The sequence below is a fragment of the Mycobacterium marseillense genome (genome assembly GCF_010731675.1).
In the GTDB taxonomy this organism is placed as follows: Bacteria; Actinomycetota; Actinomycetes; order Mycobacteriales; family Mycobacteriaceae; genus Mycobacterium; species Mycobacterium marseillense.
The window spans coordinates 5,147,047-5,163,707 of sequence record NZ_AP022584.1 but is presented as its reverse complement, the minus strand read 5'-3'; the positions used below and the strand labels follow the sequence as shown (position 1 = coordinate 5,163,707).

General features: G+C 67.6%; 16 protein-coding genes. 7 read left to right on the top strand and 9 right to left on the bottom strand.

The window, feature by feature from the left end; genetic code table 11:
* Positions 1 to 35: 35 nt before the first annotated feature.
* The gene (locus G6N26_RS24180; protein ID WP_083020533.1) at positions 36 to 1,025 is read right to left on the bottom strand and encodes a malate dehydrogenase; all 990 of its coding nucleotides are present in this window, start codon (positions 1,023 to 1,025) and stop codon (positions 36 to 38) included.
* Positions 1,026 to 1,214: 189 nt separating this feature from the next.
* Between G6N26_RS24180 and corA the strand changes: the two genes are divergently transcribed.
* Positions 1,215 to 2,315, top strand: a complete 1,101-nt coding sequence (corA, locus tag G6N26_RS24175) for a magnesium/cobalt transporter CorA (RefSeq protein WP_083020537.1) — start codon at positions 1,215 to 1,217, stop codon at positions 2,313 to 2,315.
* Positions 2,316 to 2,402: 87 nt separating this feature from the next.
* Positions 2,403 to 3,605, top strand: coding sequence for an IS30 family transposase (locus G6N26_RS24170; protein WP_083020638.1), 1,203 nt, complete (start codon positions 2,403 to 2,405; stop codon positions 3,603 to 3,605).
* 79 nt (positions 3,606 to 3,684) lie between these two features.
* On the opposite strand, the gene G6N26_RS24165 is transcribed toward G6N26_RS24170, so the two are convergent.
* From G6N26_RS24165 to G6N26_RS24140, 6 genes are read right to left on the bottom strand one after another with little or no spacing between them, the layout of a single operon-like run.
* Positions 3,685 to 4,278, bottom strand: a complete 594-nt coding sequence (locus G6N26_RS24165; RefSeq protein WP_083020607.1) for a suppressor of fused domain protein — start codon at positions 4,276 to 4,278, stop codon at positions 3,685 to 3,687.
* Complete coding sequence (locus G6N26_RS24160) at positions 4,275 to 5,453, bottom strand: ABC transporter ATP-binding protein (protein ID WP_083020605.1); 1,179 nt, start codon at positions 5,451 to 5,453, stop codon at positions 4,275 to 4,277. The genes G6N26_RS24165 and G6N26_RS24160 overlap by 4 nt, the downstream gene beginning before the upstream one ends.
* Before the next feature lie 4 nt (positions 5,454 to 5,457).
* Positions 5,458 to 6,297 carry a carbohydrate ABC transporter permease gene (locus G6N26_RS24155; RefSeq protein WP_083020603.1) on the bottom strand — a complete coding sequence of 280 codons (840 nt, stop codon included), beginning with the start codon at positions 6,295 to 6,297 and terminating at the stop codon, positions 5,458 to 5,460.
* Complete coding sequence (locus G6N26_RS24150; RefSeq protein ID WP_083020600.1) at positions 6,287 to 7,201, bottom strand: carbohydrate ABC transporter permease; 915 nt, start codon at positions 7,199 to 7,201, stop codon at positions 6,287 to 6,289. Before G6N26_RS24150 ends, G6N26_RS24155 begins: the two co-directional genes overlap by 11 nt.
* Positions 7,198 to 8,610, bottom strand: coding sequence for an extracellular solute-binding protein (locus G6N26_RS24145; protein WP_083020598.1), 1,413 nt, complete (start codon positions 8,608 to 8,610; stop codon positions 7,198 to 7,200). The genes G6N26_RS24150 and G6N26_RS24145 overlap by 4 nt, the downstream gene beginning before the upstream one ends.
* A gap of 23 nt (positions 8,611 to 8,633) precedes the next feature.
* Complete coding sequence (locus G6N26_RS24140; protein ID WP_067169456.1) at positions 8,634 to 9,161, bottom strand: YflT domain-containing protein; 528 nt, start codon at positions 9,159 to 9,161, stop codon at positions 8,634 to 8,636.
* A 172-nt stretch (positions 9,162 to 9,333) separates the two neighbouring features.
* On the opposite strand from G6N26_RS24140, the gene G6N26_RS24135 reads away from it, so the two are divergent.
* From G6N26_RS24135 to G6N26_RS24115, 5 genes are all read left to right on the top strand, one after another.
* Positions 9,334 to 9,930, top strand: a complete 597-nt coding sequence (locus tag G6N26_RS24135) for a DUF4190 domain-containing protein (protein WP_179960264.1) — start codon at positions 9,334 to 9,336, stop codon at positions 9,928 to 9,930.
* A gap of 58 nt (positions 9,931 to 9,988) precedes the next feature.
* Positions 9,989 to 11,296 (top strand): magnesium transporter MgtE N-terminal domain-containing protein, encoded by a 1,308-nt coding sequence (locus G6N26_RS24130; protein WP_067169402.1) that lies wholly within the window; start codon positions 9,989 to 9,991, stop codon positions 11,294 to 11,296.
* Complete coding sequence (locus G6N26_RS24125; protein WP_067169404.1) at positions 11,293 to 11,835, top strand: DUF1003 domain-containing protein; 543 nt, start codon at positions 11,293 to 11,295, stop codon at positions 11,833 to 11,835. The genes G6N26_RS24130 and G6N26_RS24125 overlap by 4 nt, the downstream gene beginning before the upstream one ends.
* Positions 11,836 to 11,940: 105 nt before the next feature.
* Complete coding sequence (locus G6N26_RS24120; protein WP_179960263.1) at positions 11,941 to 13,290, top strand: lytic transglycosylase domain-containing protein; 1,350 nt, start codon at positions 11,941 to 11,943, stop codon at positions 13,288 to 13,290.
* A 112-nt stretch (positions 13,291 to 13,402) separates the two neighbouring features.
* A complete protein-coding gene (locus G6N26_RS24115) occupies positions 13,403 to 14,557 on the top strand; it encodes an Mrp/NBP35 family ATP-binding protein (RefSeq protein ID WP_120312682.1) in 1,155 nt (384 codons plus the stop codon).
* Between the two features lie 15 nt (positions 14,558 to 14,572).
* Here the strand turns inward: G6N26_RS24115 and tatB are convergent, their stop codons facing one another.
* Positions 14,573 to 14,992 (bottom strand): Sec-independent protein translocase protein TatB, encoded by a 420-nt coding sequence (tatB, locus tag G6N26_RS24110; protein WP_067169407.1) that lies wholly within the window; start codon positions 14,990 to 14,992, stop codon positions 14,573 to 14,575.
* Positions 14,993 to 16,507 (bottom strand): serine protease HtrA, encoded by a 1,515-nt coding sequence (gene htrA, locus G6N26_RS24105; RefSeq protein ID WP_083016828.1) that lies wholly within the window; start codon positions 16,505 to 16,507, stop codon positions 14,993 to 14,995.
* Positions 16,508 to 16,661 lie beyond the last annotated feature (154 nt).

The window sequence follows — 16,661 nt, the reverse complement described above, 5'->3', positions numbered from 1 at the left end:
AGATCTCATCCGGCCGAACGCCCCGGGCCCGCCGGCTAGATCAGCTTGAGCTCGGTGACCGCAGTGCGCTCCTCGACCAGCTCGGCGGTGGTCTTGTCGATGCGGCCCTGGGAGAACTCGTCGATCTCCAGGCCCTGCACGATCGACCAGTTGCCGTCCTTGGTGGTCACCGGGAACGACGACACGATGCCCTCCGGCACACCGTAGGAGCCGTCGGAGTAGACGGCCATCGACACCCAGTCACCCTCCGGGCTGCCCAACAGCCAGGAGCGGGCGGCGTCGACGGTCGCCGAGGCGGCCGACGCGGCCGAGGACGCGCCGCGGGCGTCGATGATGGCCGCGCCGCGCTTGGCGACGGTCGGGATGAAGTCGTTCTCGATCCAGGACTGGTCGTTGACCACCTCGGCGGCGTTCTTGCCGCCGATCTCGGCGTGGAAGATGTCGGGGTACTGGGTCGCGGAGTGGTTACCCCAGATCGTCATCTTCTTGATGTCGGTGACCTTGGCGCCGGTCTTTTGGGCCAACTGCGAGATCGCCCGGTTGTGGTCCAGACGGGTCAGCGCCGAGAATCGCTCCTTGGGGATGTCGGGGGCGTTGCTCAGCGCGATCAACGCGTTGGTGTTGGCCGGGTTACCGGTCACGCCGATGCGGACGTCGTCCGCGGCAACCGAGTTGAGCGCCTTGCCCTGGGCGGTGAAGATCGCGCCGTTGGCCTCCAGCAGGTCGCTGCGCTCCATGCCCGGGCCGCGCGGCCGCGCACCGACCAGCAGGGCCAGGTTGACGCCGTCGAAGATCTTGTTCGCGTCCGCGCCGATCTCGACACCGGACAGCAGCGGGAAGGCGCAGTCGTCGAGCTCCATCACGACGCCCTCGAGCGCCTTGAGGGCGGGTTCGATCTCAAGGAGACGCAGCTCGATCGGGCGGTCGGGGCCCAGCAACGAGCCACTCGCCAGGCGGAACAACAGGCTGTAGCCGATCTGGCCGGCGGCGCCGGTGACGGCGACCTTGAGAGGACTTGCGCTCACGTCGATGTACTCCTTGTGGAGAAGTTCGTGCAGATTCGGGTTCGGCTCGAAACTAGCGCACCCTTGCCGGGACACAATCTCCGGTCCGCTACCAGGGCTTTCTCCGGCGCCTGATCGTCAGCTTTTGGACAGCGTTGACGCGTAGCATTGAGCACCGCCTGTCGGACCTGCGCTGCGTAGGAGGTGGATGTGTTCCAAGGATTCGACGCACTGCCCGAAGCGCTACGACCGCTCGCGCAGGAACCCGAACCGCAGCCGAGCGCGGAGTCCCCACCGCGCAAGGAAACGCTGGTTGACTGCGCCGTCTACGCCGACGGCCACCGGCTGCCCGGCAAGATCGGTTACGCCGCCTCTTTGGACAAAGTGCGCGAGATCGAAAGCATGGGGCACGAGGGGTTCGTCTGGGTGGGCTTGCGCGAACCCAGCCAGGCCCAGATGCAGGAAGTGGCGGACGTTTTCGGCCTGCATCCCCTGGCCGTGGAAGACGCGGTGTGCGCCCATCAGCGACCCAAGGTCGAGCGGTACGACGACACGCTGTTCCTGGTCCTCAAGACCGTCAACTATGTCCGCCACGAATCGGTGGTGCTGGCCCGCGAGATCGTCGAGACCGGCGAGATCATGGTCTTCGTCGGCCGCGATTTCGTGGTCACGGTCCGCCACGGTGAACACGGCGGACTGTCCGAGGTGCGCAAGCGGATGGACGGCGACCCCGAGCAGATGCGGCTGGGCCCCTTCGCGGTGATGCACGCGATCGCCGACCATGTGGTGGACCACTACCTCGAGGTGAGCAGTTTGATGCTGTCCGACATCGACAGCATCGAGGGTTTGGCGTTCGCCCCGGGCAGCAAGATCGACGTCGAACCGATCTATCTCCTCAAGCGCGAGGTCGTCGAGCTCCGCCGCTGCGTCAACCCGCTGTCAGCCGCGTTCCACCGGATCCAGATGGACAACAAAGACGTCATCTCCAAGGAATTGCGGCGCTATCTGCGCGACGTCGCCGACCACCACTCCGAGGCCGCCGACCAGATCGCCAGCTACGACGACACGCTCAACTCGTTGATCCAGGCGGCGTTGGCCCGCGTCGGGATGCAGCAGAACAACGACATGCGCAAGATGGCGGCCTGGGCCGGCATCCTGGCGGTACCCACCATGGTCGCCGCCATCTACGGGATGAACTTCCGTTTCATGCCCGAGCTGAACTGGACGTGGGGCTACCCGGCGATCATGGCGATCATGGTCGTCGCCTGCCTGGTCCTGTATTTCCAGTTCCGCAACCGCAACTGGCTGTGACCCTTTTTCGCCGAGCGTGTATTCACGGCGAAAAAATCGCGGCGGATTCATACGGTCAATGCAACATCCGTGGATTTAGGAGTTGCGATGCCGAGTGGTTTTCCGCATTCGCCGGCGGTGCGTCGGGAGTTGTTCGACCGGGTATGTCGGGGAGCCCCGCTGGTTGTGGCGGCTCAAGGTATGGGCGTGTCAACGACCAGGGCGTGGGTGTGGTGGCGTGACGCTGGAGCGATGAAACTGCATATCGGAGGCCGGGGTCAACGTGGCCTGCTCAAGCCGGGCAACATGTCCTTGCCCGGTGGAGCGGGTCATCGGCTCAGTGTCAGCGAACGCGTGGAGATCATGCGCGGCCGCGACGGCGGACTCAGCGCCGCCGACATCGCCGAGCGGCTGGGTCGCGACCGCACAACGATCTACCGCGAGATTCGGCGTAACTGCAATGCCGACGGCGACTACCACGCTCTGATGGCGCATGCGCGGGCCGCGCAGAAAGCGCGGCGGCCCAAGGAATTCAAGCTCGCCGATAACCCGTTGTGCGCGATGATCGAAGGCTGGATGGATCAGGGCTGGAGTCCGAAACTGATCGCCGAGGTGTTGGCCCGCGATCACCCCGGTGACAGGCTGGCACAAGTGAGCCACGAAACCATTTATCAGTGCCTGTATGTGCAGACTCGCGGCAGTTTGCGCGCTGATCTGCACAAATGCCTGTCCACGAAGCGGGCCGCACGAAAGCATCGAGGCTCAGACAATCGTCGTGGGGTGTTTAGCGCCGGTGAGGAATTCACCATCGCTGATCGCCCACCTGAGGCTGATGACCGCGCCGTGCCGGGCCACTGGGAGGGCGACTTGATCGTGGGACCCCACAACAGCGCAATCGGCACCCTGGTGGAGCGCAGCACCCGCTTCACGATCCTGCTGCACCTGCCCGGTGACCGCACCGCGGCCACGGTAGCCGCCGCGATGATCGAGGCAATGAGCGAACTGCCCGAGCACCTGCGCCGCTCGATCACCTGGGATCGTGGCAGCGAAATGGCTAGCTGGCGCGACATCCAGCTACAGCTGGCCGCTCCGGTCTACTTCTGCGATCCCCACTCACCGTGGCAACGAGGCAGCAACGAAAACACCAACCGCCTGTTGCGATTCTGGTTCGAAAAAGGCAGCGACTTAAGCGGTTACACCAAAGCTGACCTCAGACGAATCCAAGACACCCTCAACCAACGCCCCCGACCCACGCTGAACCTCGATACCCCGGCCCAACGCCTAACCGCCCTCCTCGACCAAGCCGCCTAACCCAAAATGTTGCATTCACCGCTTGACAATGCCCGCCGAATCCTCGCCGTGAGTGCACGCTCGGCGACGCGACGGGGCGTCAGCTGGGCTGTGCGGCAGGACGATTGGTGTTCAGCACGTCGACGCCGTCGTTATCCCACGCTTGCCGCATCGCCTCGGCGCCTTTCAGCCGCACCCACGCCGCTTCGGTCGCGGTGATCGGAGTCGCCGACAAGAAGCGCACCGGGTCGCGCGGCGGTTCCAGCGGTAGATCCGTGATCTCGCTGTGGCCCAGCAACACCGCGGTGAACGGCACCTTCCGCGACGGCGACGCCCACAGCGGGGAGCCGAGGTCGATCAGCGCATCGGCGCTCAGCACGGCGCCCTCGACGGCTGGGGTCGCGGCCACGATCGCGAGCGTGCGGGCGATTCCGGTGATCGGGCCCGGATCGCGTAGCCGCAGGACGATTTCGGCACGCGGGCCACGCACCGGGTCGGCGATATCCAGGGTCGGTTCGGTCATCGGGTGGCGCGAGCAGCCCAGCGAGACGTAGTGCACCAACCCGCGTGTGTCGCGAAATCGCAGCACTTCGATGGTTTCTGTGCCCAGAAATGTCACGCTCGCCGAATCGGGTTCGAGGTCGGTGAAGTGAGCGCGTACATGCGCGCGGACGCGTTCCAACGTTTGGGTCACTGCGGGCCCGACGGCGGTATCGTCAGATTGGCCCCCGAGTCGGCATCGAAGACCACCAGTCGGGTCGTGTCGAACGCCAACTCGATCGGTTGCCCGATGACCGCCTTGGACTCGGCGGGAACCCGTGCCACGAACTGATTTTCGTGCGCATCCCCCTCAGCGGCGAGGTCGTCCAGTTGAGCCGAGTGCGCGGCCCATGCCGCGGTGGAGAAGTACACGTACTTGTCGGCGCCCAGCGATTCGACCAGGTCGACCTTCACCTCGAAGGTCAGCGCCCTGATGCGCTGGTAACCGTCGATCAACGCGGCGTCGGACAGATGCTCGGGCCGCACACCCACGATGACGTTGCCCGGGGTGGGATGCTGGGCGATCACGTCCTGGACTTCCGGGGTCAGCATCACCTCCCCGAAGGGCAGCGTCAGCCCGAGGGGCGTCAGTGTGGCGGGGAAGAAATTCATCGCCGGCGAGCCGATGAAGCCCGCGACGAACAAATTGGCCGGGTGTTCGTAAAGCTCATCGGGGGTGCCGATTTGCTGCGCGACACCCGAATGCATCACCACCACCCGGTCGCCCAGGGTCATGGCTTCGGTTTGATCGTGGGTGACGTACACGGTCGTCGTGCCCAGCCTCTTTTGCAACCTGGCGATCTCGCCGCGCATCTGAACGCGCAGTTTGGCATCCAGGTTGGACAACGGCTCGTCCATCAAAAACGCCTTGGGATGACGCACGATCGCGCGGCCCATCGCCACCCGCTGGCGCTGGCCCCCGGACAGCTGCGACGGCTTGCGGTCCAGAAACTCGGTCAGGTCAAGGGTTTTGGCGGTCTCGATGACCTTCTGCGCGATCTCGGGCTTCGGCATCTTCGCGAGCGTCAGCGGGAACGCGATGTTCTGCCGCACCGTCATGTGCGGGTACAGCGCATAGGACTGGAACACCATCGCGATATCGCGGTCTTTGGGCGCTTTCTCGTTCACCCGCTCGCCGCCGATCCGCAGCTCACCGGCGGAGATATCTTCAAGCCCGGCAATCATGTTCAGCGTCGTGGTCTTACCGCAGCCCGACGGGCCGACCAGGATCAGGAATTCGCCGTCGGCGATGGTGATGTTCAGGTCCTGCACCGCCACCGCGCCGTCGGGATAGATCTTGCTGACATGGTCCAGCACAATCTCGGCCATCGCGTCATCCCTTCACAGCGCCGGAGGTCAACCCGGCGACGATTCGTCGTTGGAAGATTAGAACAAAAGCGATGATCGGGACGGTGATCACCACGGCGCCGGCAGCGATCGATCCGGTCGGCTCCTCGAACTGTGAACTGCCACTGAAGTTCACGATCGCCACCGGCGCGGTGATGGCGGCCTTGGTGGCGGTCAGGGTGAGCGCCAGCAGCAGATCGTTCCAGGCGAAGATGAACACCAGGATCGCGGCGGTCACCACGCCGGGCGCCGCCAGGGGGACGATCACCTTGCGGAAGGCCTGCGCCGGCGTGGCGCCGTCCATTTTGGCCGCCTGCTCCAAGTCCCAGGGGATCTCGCGGAAGAACGCCGACAACGTGTAGATCGCGAGCGGCAGCGCGAACGTGATGTAGGGCAGGATCAATCCCGGCCACGTGTCGAACAGGCCGATGAAACGTTCGATGTTGAACAACGGCGTGACCAACGAAATCGCCGGAAACATGGTGATCAGCAGGGTGGCGCCAACCAACGCTCGCTTGCCCGGAAAATTCAGACGCGCGATCGCGTAGCCCGCCATGGCCCCGAGAGTCACCGCGATCGCGGTGGTGATCAACCCGATCCCGACGGAGTTGATCAGTGCCGAGCTGAAGATGTCGCCGCGAAAGATGCCGCGATAGTTGTCCAGGGATATCGACGACGGAATCAGCTTGCCGTCCTTGACCGTTGATGTCGGCTTCAGGGAGAGGCTGAAGATCCACAGCACCGGCAGCAGCGCGTACACCACGACCACCGTGTCGATGACGGCCCAGAGCGCGGTGCGCCGCGCGTCCTGCCCGTTAGCCGCCATCGACGTCACCACCGGGCGCCACCGCGCCGAAGACCTTGATGAACACCCACGCGATGAGGCCCACGCACAAAAAGATCAGCACGCTGATCGCCGAGCCGAGCCCGACATTGAAGCCCTTGAACAGGTTGTCGTAGCCCAGGATCGACACCGAATCGGTGTTGTTGGCGCCGTTGGTCAATACGTAGATGTTGTCGAAAATGCGGAACGCGTCCAGGGTTCGGAACAACAGGGCGACCACCACCGCCGGCTTGATGATCGGCAGGATGACGCCGGTCAACCGGCGCCAGGGGCCGGCGCCGTCGACCTGGGCGGCCTTCAGCAGGTCCTCCGGCACCAGCGCGAGCCCGGCCAGCAGCAGCAGCGACATGAACGGCGTCGTCTTCCAGACCTCGGCGATCACAACGATTGCCAGCGACGGGATCTGGGCGGTCAGGGGCGCACTACCATGCGGCAGCAGGTTGGCCAGATAGCCCGTCCCCGGCGTCCAGGCGTAGTACCAGCTGTACGACGCGACCACCGTGACGATGCCGTACGGGATCAGGATCGCGGTGCGCACCAAGCCTTTTCCAACGAGGGTGCGGTGCATTACCAGCGCCAGCGCCAGGCCCAGGACGAATTCGAGGGTCACCGAAACGACGGTGATGCCCAGGGTGACCGCTAGCGCGGTCCACCAATACCGATCGGCCAGGATCGTCACGTAATTGCTCAGGCCGATGAACGCGGTGTCGTCGGGGACGGCAAGGTTATTGCGCTGCAAGCTCAGCCACACGGCGTAGGCGATCGGATAGGCCGTCACCGTGAGCATCAGAATCGCGGCCGGGGCGACGAGCAACGCAGCGAATCGCTTCTCGGAGAGCCGGTTTCGGGCCCGCAAATGTCGTGCGACGGGGGCAGTGGCCGTCACGGCAACAACCCCTTCCCGTCGATCGCCTTCTGCACCTCGGTGCTGAGTTCGTCGGCGGTCCGCTCGGGGTCGATCTTGGTGATCGGGCTCAGCGTCGCGGCCAACCGGATGGCCACCGCCTGATAGACCGGCGTGGCCGGACGCACCGCAGCATCGGTGAGCTGTCGGCGGATGATCGTGTACATCGGGTACTTGGCCTGGAACTGCGGGTCGGAATACAGCGACGTGCGCACCGGAGGCAGGCCGCCGGCGATCGACACGTACTTCTGGTGCTGCAGGCTGCGCAGGCAGCGGATGGCTTCGAACGCCTCGGCGCGGTGGCGGGTGGTGCTGGCCACCGCCAGGTTCGCCCCGCCGATGGTCACCTTGGCCGGACGGCCCGGCGCCACACCGGGATACGGCGCGAAGCCGAAGACCTTCTGGCTGGCCTGATAGGCGATGCGGAATTGCTCGTCAGAGGGCACGAACGTCCCGACGTCGTTGATGCTGCCGGCCAACCGCGGATCCTGGTTGAGCGGCAGGAAGGGCACACCACCCTTGACCGCGTTCTCCAGCATCGATGCCAGCGCGTAGGGCCAGTTGACCGCGAGCGCGGCCCTGCCCTGTTCGACCGCCAACCGCGCGGTGCCCTCGTCGGTGCGGGTGACGGACGGATCGGCCCCCGGCGCCGTCGCCACGGACTTGAGGATCCGCAACGCATTGACGGTGGCGGCCCGGTGCGCCGGCGTATCGGTCAGCGTGACGTAGCGGCCGTCCTCGGAGAGCACCTGTCCGCCTCCGCTGACCAGCAGCGTGTTGAACCAGACCACCAGGCCTTCGCCCTCATTGGCCTGCACGGCGATCCAGCTGGGCCGCCCCGCGGCGTGCAATCTGGTGGCCTCGCGCACCATCCCATCCCAGGTGCGCGGTGGTTGACGCACCAAATCGGGCCGATACCAAAGCAATTGGGTGTTCGTTGTGACGGGGGCCGCGAACAACCTGCCTTCCCAGCGCGCCGTCGACAGCGGGCCCGGCAGGATATCGGCCGTCGCGTCGGGTTCGGCACGCCCCGCGGGGTCGTCGGACAGCGGCAACGCCCAGCCCGCCTCGGCGAACTCCGCCGTCCACACCACGTCGAGCGACATCACGTCCAGCGTGCGGTCGTGGCCGGTCAACCGGCGCGCCAACTGCAGCCGCTGCTCGCCGGGGGCTCTGGGCAGACTGACCTGTTGGATGGCGAAGCGGCCACCGAATTGCTTGGTACAGTCCTGCGCGACCGCGGTGAACGTCGCGCCGTCGGCCGCCGTCGTATAGAAGCTGAGCACCAGCCCGCGGGTGCCCGAAGCGCACGCCGGAACCGCCGTGGCGATGGTGAGCGTCGCCAGCGCGATTGCGCCTGCCCGGCGTACGCGCCCACGACGACTCACCACAGATCACACCTCTCGTGCGCGCCTCAGATCGCCAAGCGCGCCAACAGGTCTCGCGCCTTTTCTGCGTTTTGCGGATCACAGAGCACGTCGTAGCGTCCGGCCACCAACTGCATGGTCGAACTGAAATCCCTTGTGCCACGGGCCATCGAGTACGGAACAGCCGAAGTGATCAGACCGAAGAACACGCCCGCGACCAGGCCGGTGACCAGCGCGCCCCACGGATTGGGGCTGAAGAAACCCAACACCAGCCCGATGAACAGGCCCAGCCACGCCCCGCTCAGCACGCCCCCGCCGAGCACTTTGGGCCACGTCAACCGGCCGGTGACCCGCTCCACCTGCATCAGGTCGACCCCGACGATGGTCACCTGCTGGACCGGGAACTGTTGGTCGGAAAGGTAGTCGACGGCGCGCTGCGCCTCGGCGTAGGTGGGATAGGACCCGACTGGCCAGCCCCGGGGCGGTGTCGGCAGTCCGGGCGCCGCGCGCCCACGCCCCGTCGCGCCTCCTGGTGTCGCGCCGGGAACCTGCCCAGGCTGGAATGGATTAGTCATCGCCGTTCATTGTCCTCCCCCTCGGGGATGGTTTCATCTCAGGGTATCCAGCGACCTTTCGCCACCTGCGAAAACACGGCGCACCAGGTCGAGGAAAGCATCCCGGGCGCCCGTGGCGCGCTCGCGTTTCGCACCGGCGGCCGGCGGCTGCGCATGGGTTAGGTTGAACACCATGACAGCTCCCGGCGGCGGCTTCGGCGAGAGCGGCCACGACGACGAGGCCGACTCCTCCCGCACTGGCGGCGAGGCCTCTGAGCAGCAGGATCGGCCGGCTCCCTGGGAACCGCCCGCCGCCGATCCGGCACCCCCGGCGTATCCGCCGCCGGGCTACCCCACCGACTACGCGGCCGGGTATCCGCCGCCGTATCCCCCGCCCGTCCCCCCACCGCCGGGGTACGAACAACCGCCCGGTTACGGCGGACCGCCCTACCCCATGGCGCCCCCGCCATACGGCGGCCCGCCCCCGTACGGTTCTCCCGGGTATGCGGGCGGCTATTACCCGCCGCCGGACTACCAGGGTGGCTATCCCAGTCAGGCCGCCGTGTCCGGGACGAACGCGCTGGCGATCGCCTCTCTGATCGCGTCGTTCACCGGCCTGCTGTGCTTCATCGGCTCAATCGTGGCCATGGTGCTGGGCGCGATCGCCCTGGATCAGATCAAGCGGACCCGGCAGGAGGGTTTCGGCTTGGCGGTCGCCGGGATCGTCATCGGAATCGCCACTCTGGTGGTGACTTTGGTGGTCGTGCTTTTCGCGCTGGGCACGCATTAGCGGTTGCCCGCGCGGGGTTGTCTGCCATCGGGCCGGCGGCTGCCTAGGCTCTACATCCATGGGATCGGTCAACAGGGTGTACATCGCGCGGCTCGCGCGAATGTTGGTGCTGGGTCCACTCGGGGAATCCGTCGGCCGGGTCCGCGATGTGGTGATCAGCATCAGCATCGTCCGCCAGCAGCCGCGCGTCCTGGGCCTGGTCGTCGACCTCGCGACCCGGCGCAGCATCTTTATCCCCATCCTGCGGGTCGCGTCCATCGAGCCCAACGCCGTGACGCTGAGCACCGGGAACGTGTCGCTGCGCCACTTCGTGCAGCGGCCCGGGGAGGTCCTGGCGATGGGCCAGGTGCTGGACACCCAGGTCAAGGTCAACGACCCCGAACTGCCGGAGCTGGCCGGCCTCGACGTGGTGGTCACCGACCTGGGCATCGAGCAGAACCGGACGCGAGACTGGATGGTGAGCCGCGTGGCCGTGCGTACCCACCGGCGGTTGGGTCGGCGCGGTCCCGTCCACGTCGTGGACTGGCAGAGCGTGCAGGGGTTGACCCCGTCGGCGCTGGCCTTGCCCGGGCAAGGGGTGGCACAGCTCCTGGGCCAGTTCGAAGGCCGCAAGCCGGTCGATGTGGCGGACGCGATCCGCGGGCTGCCGCCCAAGCGCCGCTACGAGGTGCTCAGGGCGCTCAACGACGACCGGCTGGCCGACATCCTGCAGGAGCTGCCGGAGCTGGATCAGGCCGAGGTGCTCTCGCAGCTGGGCACCGAGCGTTCGGCCGACGTGCTCGAGGAGATGGATCCCGACGACGCCGCCGACCTGCTCGGCGCGCTGAACCCGACCGACGCCGAGATGCTGCTGCGTCGGATGGACCCCGACGAGTCCGCGCCGGTGCGCCGGCTGTTGACGCATTCGCCGGACACCGCGGGCGGCCTGATGACATCCGACCCGGTGGTGCTCACGCCGGACACGTCGGTCGCCGAGGCGCTGGCCCGGGTCCGCGATCCGGACCTCAGCACCGCCCTGTCGTCCATGGTGTTCGTGGCGCGACCCCCGACGGCGACGCCGACCGGCCGCTACCTGGGCTGCGTGCACTTGCAGCGGCTGTTGCGCGAGGCGCCGGCCGAGCTGGTCGGCGGGATCGTCGACAGCGAATTGCTCACCCTGACACCGGAGACTCCGCTGGTCGCGGTCACCCGCTATCTCGCCGCCTACAACCTGGTGTGCGGTCCCGTGGTCGATGACGAGAACCACCTGTTGGGGGCGGTCACCGTGGACGACCTACTCGATCACCTGCTCCCCCACGACTGGCGCGTGGACATGCAGGAACTCGACACCGCCGGCCGGTTCAAAGGATTGGGAGGTTCCGCGTGAGCAAATCCACGGCTCCCCGAGGCCTGTACACCCCGCGGACATCGCGCCGGTATTCGCCGCGGCTGGATCCCGAGACCGTCGGGCAGTTCACCGAATCGATCGCGCGGTTCTTCGGCACCGGCCGCTACCTGCTGCTGCAGACGATCGTGGTGTTCGTGTGGATCGCGTTGAACCTGTTCGCGTTCAGAGTGCGCTGGGATCCCTACCCGTTCATCCTGCTGAACCTGGCGTTCTCCACGCAGGCCGCCTACGCGGCGCCGCTGATCCTGTTGGCGCAGAACCGGCAAGAGAACCGCGACCGCGTGGCCCTCGAGGAGGACCGCCGTCGTGCCGCCCAGACCAAGGCCGACACCGAATACCTGGCCCGCGAGCTGGCCGCGTTGCGGCTGGCCGTCGGCGAGGTGGTGACGCGCGAATACCTGCGCCACGAGCTGGACGACCTGCGCGAACTGCTGGCCAATCTGCAGCCCGACATGCTGGGCGCGGGGCCGACCCAGCAGGGCGAAAACCTGGAGCGCGCGGCTAAGAAATCCAGGTGAGAACCTCTTCGACCATTGCGCCACTCGAGTCACAAGAGTTATGTATGGTGATCTGGTTCACCGAGCTAACAGAAAGTACGCCCAGCTCACACCTAGGACGGTCGAGTGCGCATAGGGGGAAGCCGGGGTGCGAGCCCGGCCGCCGCAACTGCGCGGCAGCGAGCACTTCGGAACACGCGCAAGCCGATATTCGGCGTCGCCATGATTACTCCGCTGGTCTTCGCGGGCGCCGTCAGCGGGGCGGCACCTGAACTTCCGACGCGCCTGCCGTCGGTCCATGCCGCCGTCACTCCGGTGGCCGCGGTCTCTCCCACCTTCCCGGATCTCTCCGGGCCCGCCGTCGTCGCAATCGAACACAGCCCCAACGCCTTTCACGTCGCCGAGCCCGCGCTGTCCGCGCCGCCGCCGGCGATGATCGTCAATGCGCGTGGCGCACTGGGCATTCCGAGCATCGCGCTGGCCGCCTACCGCAACGCGGAGCAGAAGATGGCCGTCGCCGCCCCGGGCTGCGGCGTCAGCTGGAACCTGCTGGCCGGGATCGGGCGCATCGAATCGGGCCACGCGGGCGGCGGTGCGGTCGATGCCCGCGGTACCGCGATCACCCCGATCTACGGCCCGTCACTGGACGGCACCCTGCCCGGCAACGAAGTCATCATCCAGAGCAGCGCCGGCAATCGCGTCACTTACGCCCGGGCGATGGGACCGATGCAGTTCCTGCCGGGGACCTGGGCGCGCTATGCCGCCGACGGTAAGGGCGACGGCGTCGCCGACCCGCAGAACATCTTCGACTCCACCCTCGCGGCCGCCCGGTACCTGTGCAGCGGCGGGCTGAACCTGCGTGATCAGTCGCAGGTGTTGGGCGCGATCCTGCGCTACAACAACTCGATGCCCTACGCGCAGAACGTGCTGGGCTGGGCGGCGGCCTACGCCACGGGCGTCGTCCCGGTCGACCTGCCGCCGATGACCGGACCGCCGCCGCCGCTGGGCGACGCGCACCTCGAGCATCCCGAAGGGCTCGGGCCGAACCTGCCGATGAACATCAACGGCCTGCCGCTGGACGACCCGCTGGCGCGCGTGCCGCTGATCGACCTGAGCAGCCCCGCGATGGTCAGCCCGCCGCCGATGTTCCCCTGGATGTCGCCGACGCCTCAGCAGGCGCCCACCCAGCTCCCCGGGTGCACCGTGATTTGCATCGGCACCCAAAGCTCACCGCCCGCGGGGCCACCGCCGCCCTTCGCGCCACCGCCGCCCTTCGCGCCACCGCCGCCCTTCGCGCCGCCCCCGCCGTTCGCGCCGCCGCCCCCGGACGTTGTCGCGCCTCCTGCGCCACTCGCGCCGCCGGCGCCCCCGGCCGCCGCCGCGCCGCAAGCCGTGCCGTCGCCCAAGCCGGCCGGCCCAGCGGCGGCGCCGAACGCGCCTGCGGTGCACAAGCCCGCGCCGGGCCAAGCCAGCTGACCCGCGGCGGGTGGCCGACGAACGGCCCCCGCGGCGATCGCAAGCGCGGCAAAGCCGGGCGGAGCGGGTCACCGCCGAACTGCTCCTCGCAGGCCGCCTACACTCGGCGGTGATGTCCAGCCATGACTCTTCTAATTCCGCCGACCTGAGCGCGGCGATCCGCGCCTCACTGGGAAAGGTGATCGACCCCGAACTGCGGCGTCCTATCACCGATCTCGGGATGGTCAAAAGCATCGACACCGAACCCGACGGCTCGGTCCACGTCGCGATCTACCTGACTACCGCCAGCTGTCCGAAGAAGAACGAGATCAGCGAACGGGTCAGCGAGGCGGTCTCCGACGTCCCGGGCACCGGCGCGGTGAAGGTCACCCTGGACGTGATGAGCGACGAACAGCGCACCGAGCTGCGCAAGCAGTTGCGCGGTGACGCCCGCGAGCCGATTATCCCGTTCGCACAACCGAATTCGCTGACACGTGTCTATGCGGTCGCGTCCGGGAAGGGCGGGGTGGGCAAGTCCACCGTCACGGTCAACCTGGCCGCGGCGATGGCGGCGCGTGGCCTGTCCGTCGGCCTGCTGGACGCCGACATCCACGGCCATTCCATCCCCCGGATGATGGGCACCACCGACCGCCCCACCCAGGTCGAGTCGATGATCCTGCCACCCATCGCTCACGAGGTGCGGGTGATCTCGATCGCTCAGTTCACCGAGGGCAACACCCCGGTGGTGTGGCGCGGGCCGATGCTGCACCGCGCGCTGCAGCAGTTCCTGGCCGACGTCTATTGGGGCGATCTGGACGTGCTGCTGCTCGATCTGCCGCCGGGGACCGGCGACATCGCCATCTCGGTGGCTCAGCTGATCCCGAACGCGGAGATTCTGGTGGTGACGACGCCACAGCTGGCTGCGGCCGAGGTCGCCGAGCGGGCCGGCAGCATCGCGCTGCAGACCCGCCAACGCCTGGCCGGCGTCGTGGAGAACATGTCCGGGCTCACGCTGCCGGACGGCTCCACGCTGAAGGTGTTCGGTGAGGGCGGCGGCGAGCAGGTGGCCGAGCGGTTGTCCCGCGCGGTCGGCGCCGATGTGCCGCTGCTGGGCCAGATCCCGCTGGATCCCGAGCTGGTGGCCGCGGGCGACTCCGGCGTTCCGCTGGTGCTGAGCGCGCCCGATTCGCCGGTGGGCAAGGCGCTGCGCGGCGTGGCCGACACGTTGTCCGCGCGCCGGCGCGGGCTGGCCGGCGTATCGCTGGGGCTCGACCCGAAAGGCCGCTGAACCCGGCCGCGGCGTTCAGGTCGCGTCGGTGTCGAACGGAGTGCGGCCGCCCGTCTGCTGTTCTGCGCCGAGCGTCTGCCCGTTGGACGGCGTGGGCGGGGCGGGCGGCGGCGTCTGAAGCGAGGCCCCGTTCACCGGCTTGTCGAAGTTCCCGGTCAGGAAGGAGTCATCGCCGTCCAACAAGTGCTTGGTCAGCGCGGCGCGGGGGGTCATGCCCCGCAGCTTCTGCAATTCACTGAGCGGGCCGCGCAGGTCGTCGAACTCGGGCCCGAGATCCTCGCGCAGCTGGCTGGTCACACCGCTCAGGTAGTCGCGCGCCTGCCGCAGCGCGTTGGCCGACCACCGGATGGCGCCGGGGAGCCGCTCGGGGCCGAGGACCACCAACCCGACCACGACGAGGACGAGCATCTCTCCCCAGCCGACGTTGGCGAACATCTAGCCGCTGTCCGGGTCCGGTTTCACCGTCAGGGTGACGTGCCGGCCGTCGCGGACGACCTCGATCGGGGAATCCTGACCGATGGTCAGCTGCCGCACCGCGACGACGAACTCGTCGGAGTCGGCGACCTTGCGGTTGCCCACCTTGACGACGACGTCGTTTTCCAGCATGCCGCCCTTCTGCGCCGGACTTCCGGCCTTCACGTTGGCGACCTGGGCGCCGGAGGCGATCGCGTTGCTCACCGAGCGGGTGCTGACCCCCAGCGTCGGGTGCACGATCTTCCCGTCCCGGATCAGGGTCTGGGCAACTTCCTTGGCCTCGTTGATCGGGATCGCGAAACCGAGCCCACTTGCGCTGTCGGACAACGACTTACCCGCGGTGTCGATGCCGATCACCTGGGAATCCATGTCGATCAGCGGGCCGCCGGAGTTACCGTGGTTGATCGACGCGTCGGTCTGCAGGGCGTCGATCACCGTGTCGGTGTCCGAGCCCTCCCCGGACAGCGGGACCGGCCGGTGCAGCGCGCTGATGATGCCGTGCGTCACGGTGCTGCGCAGTCCCAGCGGCGCACCCGCGGCGAGGACCTCGTCGCCCACCCGCACCTTGTCGGAATCACCCAGGCGCGCCACGCTCAGGTTGTCGACGTTGTCGACCTTGACGACCGCCAGGTCGGTCTTGGGGTCGCGGCCCACCAGGTTGGCCGGGACCTCTTTGCCGTCGTTGAACACCACGGTGGTCTTGAACTGGCTGGGGTTGTTCGCCGCCTCGGAGATCACGTGGTTGTTGGTGACGATGTAGCCGCGCCCGTCGATGACGACGCCGGAGCCCTGCATGCCCTCCTGGTCGCTCTTGGATTCGATGGTCACCACGGCGTTCGCGGTCGCCGACGCGACCTTGGTGAAGCGTCCGGCCGGGCCTTCCCCGTTCCCGTTGGTCGACAGCGTCACCTTGGAGGTGGTGAACGCCTCGGCGACCTCGGCGGTCTTGCGGCCGATCACCCCGCCGATCAGGCCGATGACCAACGCGATCAGCGCCAACACGAGCAGCGCCAGGTAGGACACCCGGCCGCCGAACAGCACGTCGCGCACGCCCAGTCTGCCGCCGTAGCCCAGGGCGGAGCGCGAGGTCGACGGCGCCACCGCCGGCGTTCCCAAGGCCGCCCCGGCCGCCGGGTCCCGCCAGGGATCGTCCAGCTCGTCGGGCTCGCCGCCGTTTCTCTCGGCGGCCAGCGCGCCGACGTCCACGGGGTGGCGCTGCAGCGAGTCGGAGCTGCCCTCCGGCCGATGGAACGCCTCCTGCAGGACGGGGTCGGCCGGACGATCGCTCGGGCGGAATTCGGCCTGGTCCCGGTACTTCTGCGGGCGGACGCGCTCGGCCACGAACGATCCGCGCAGCCCGTCGGGACGACTGAACTCCCGACGCGATACGGGGTCGACCGGCGGACGCGAGACGGGTCGCGGCGCCAGGCGGTTGCCGCTGTCATTGCTTCGGTCGAAGCCTTGGTCGGACGTCACGTTATCCCTTTTGGATCCTCTACTTGACCGCTCGAGACGGGCCTTTACCGGCCGATATACGCGGCACGGGCGTTGTCCGTGTCCACCCTAGTATCCACGGCGCGCAGTGGGTCGACATGAACGCGCGTGTGGGGCGATTGTGCAGCGGGCCCGG

Excerpts from the sequence above, each read along its gene's own strand:
- G6N26_RS24140 (WP_067169456.1), bottom strand. The coding sequence starts at position 9,161 with ATGACTAATCCATTCCAGCCTGGGCAGGTTCCCGGCGCGACACCAGGA.
- G6N26_RS24135 (WP_179960264.1), top strand. The coding sequence starts at position 9,334 with ATGACAGCTCCCGGCGGCGGCTTCGGCGAGAGCGGCCACGACGACGAG.
- G6N26_RS24130 (WP_067169402.1), top strand. The coding sequence starts at position 9,989 with ATGGGATCGGTCAACAGGGTGTACATCGCGCGGCTCGCGCGAATGTTG.
- G6N26_RS24170 (WP_083020638.1), top strand. The coding sequence starts at position 2,403 with ATGCCGAGTGGTTTTCCGCATTCGCCGGCGGTGCGTCGGGAGTTGTTC.
- G6N26_RS24115 (WP_120312682.1), top strand. The coding sequence starts at position 13,403 with ATGTCCAGCCATGACTCTTCTAATTCCGCCGACCTGAGCGCGGCGATC.
- G6N26_RS24160 (WP_083020605.1), bottom strand. The coding sequence starts at position 5,453 with ATGGCCGAGATTGTGCTGGACCATGTCAGCAAGATCTATCCCGACGGC.
- G6N26_RS24155 (WP_083020603.1), bottom strand. The coding sequence starts at position 6,297 with ATGGCGGCTAACGGGCAGGACGCGCGGCGCACCGCGCTCTGGGCCGTC.
- tatB (WP_067169407.1), bottom strand. The coding sequence starts at position 14,992 with ATGTTCGCCAACGTCGGCTGGGGAGAGATGCTCGTCCTCGTCGTGGTC.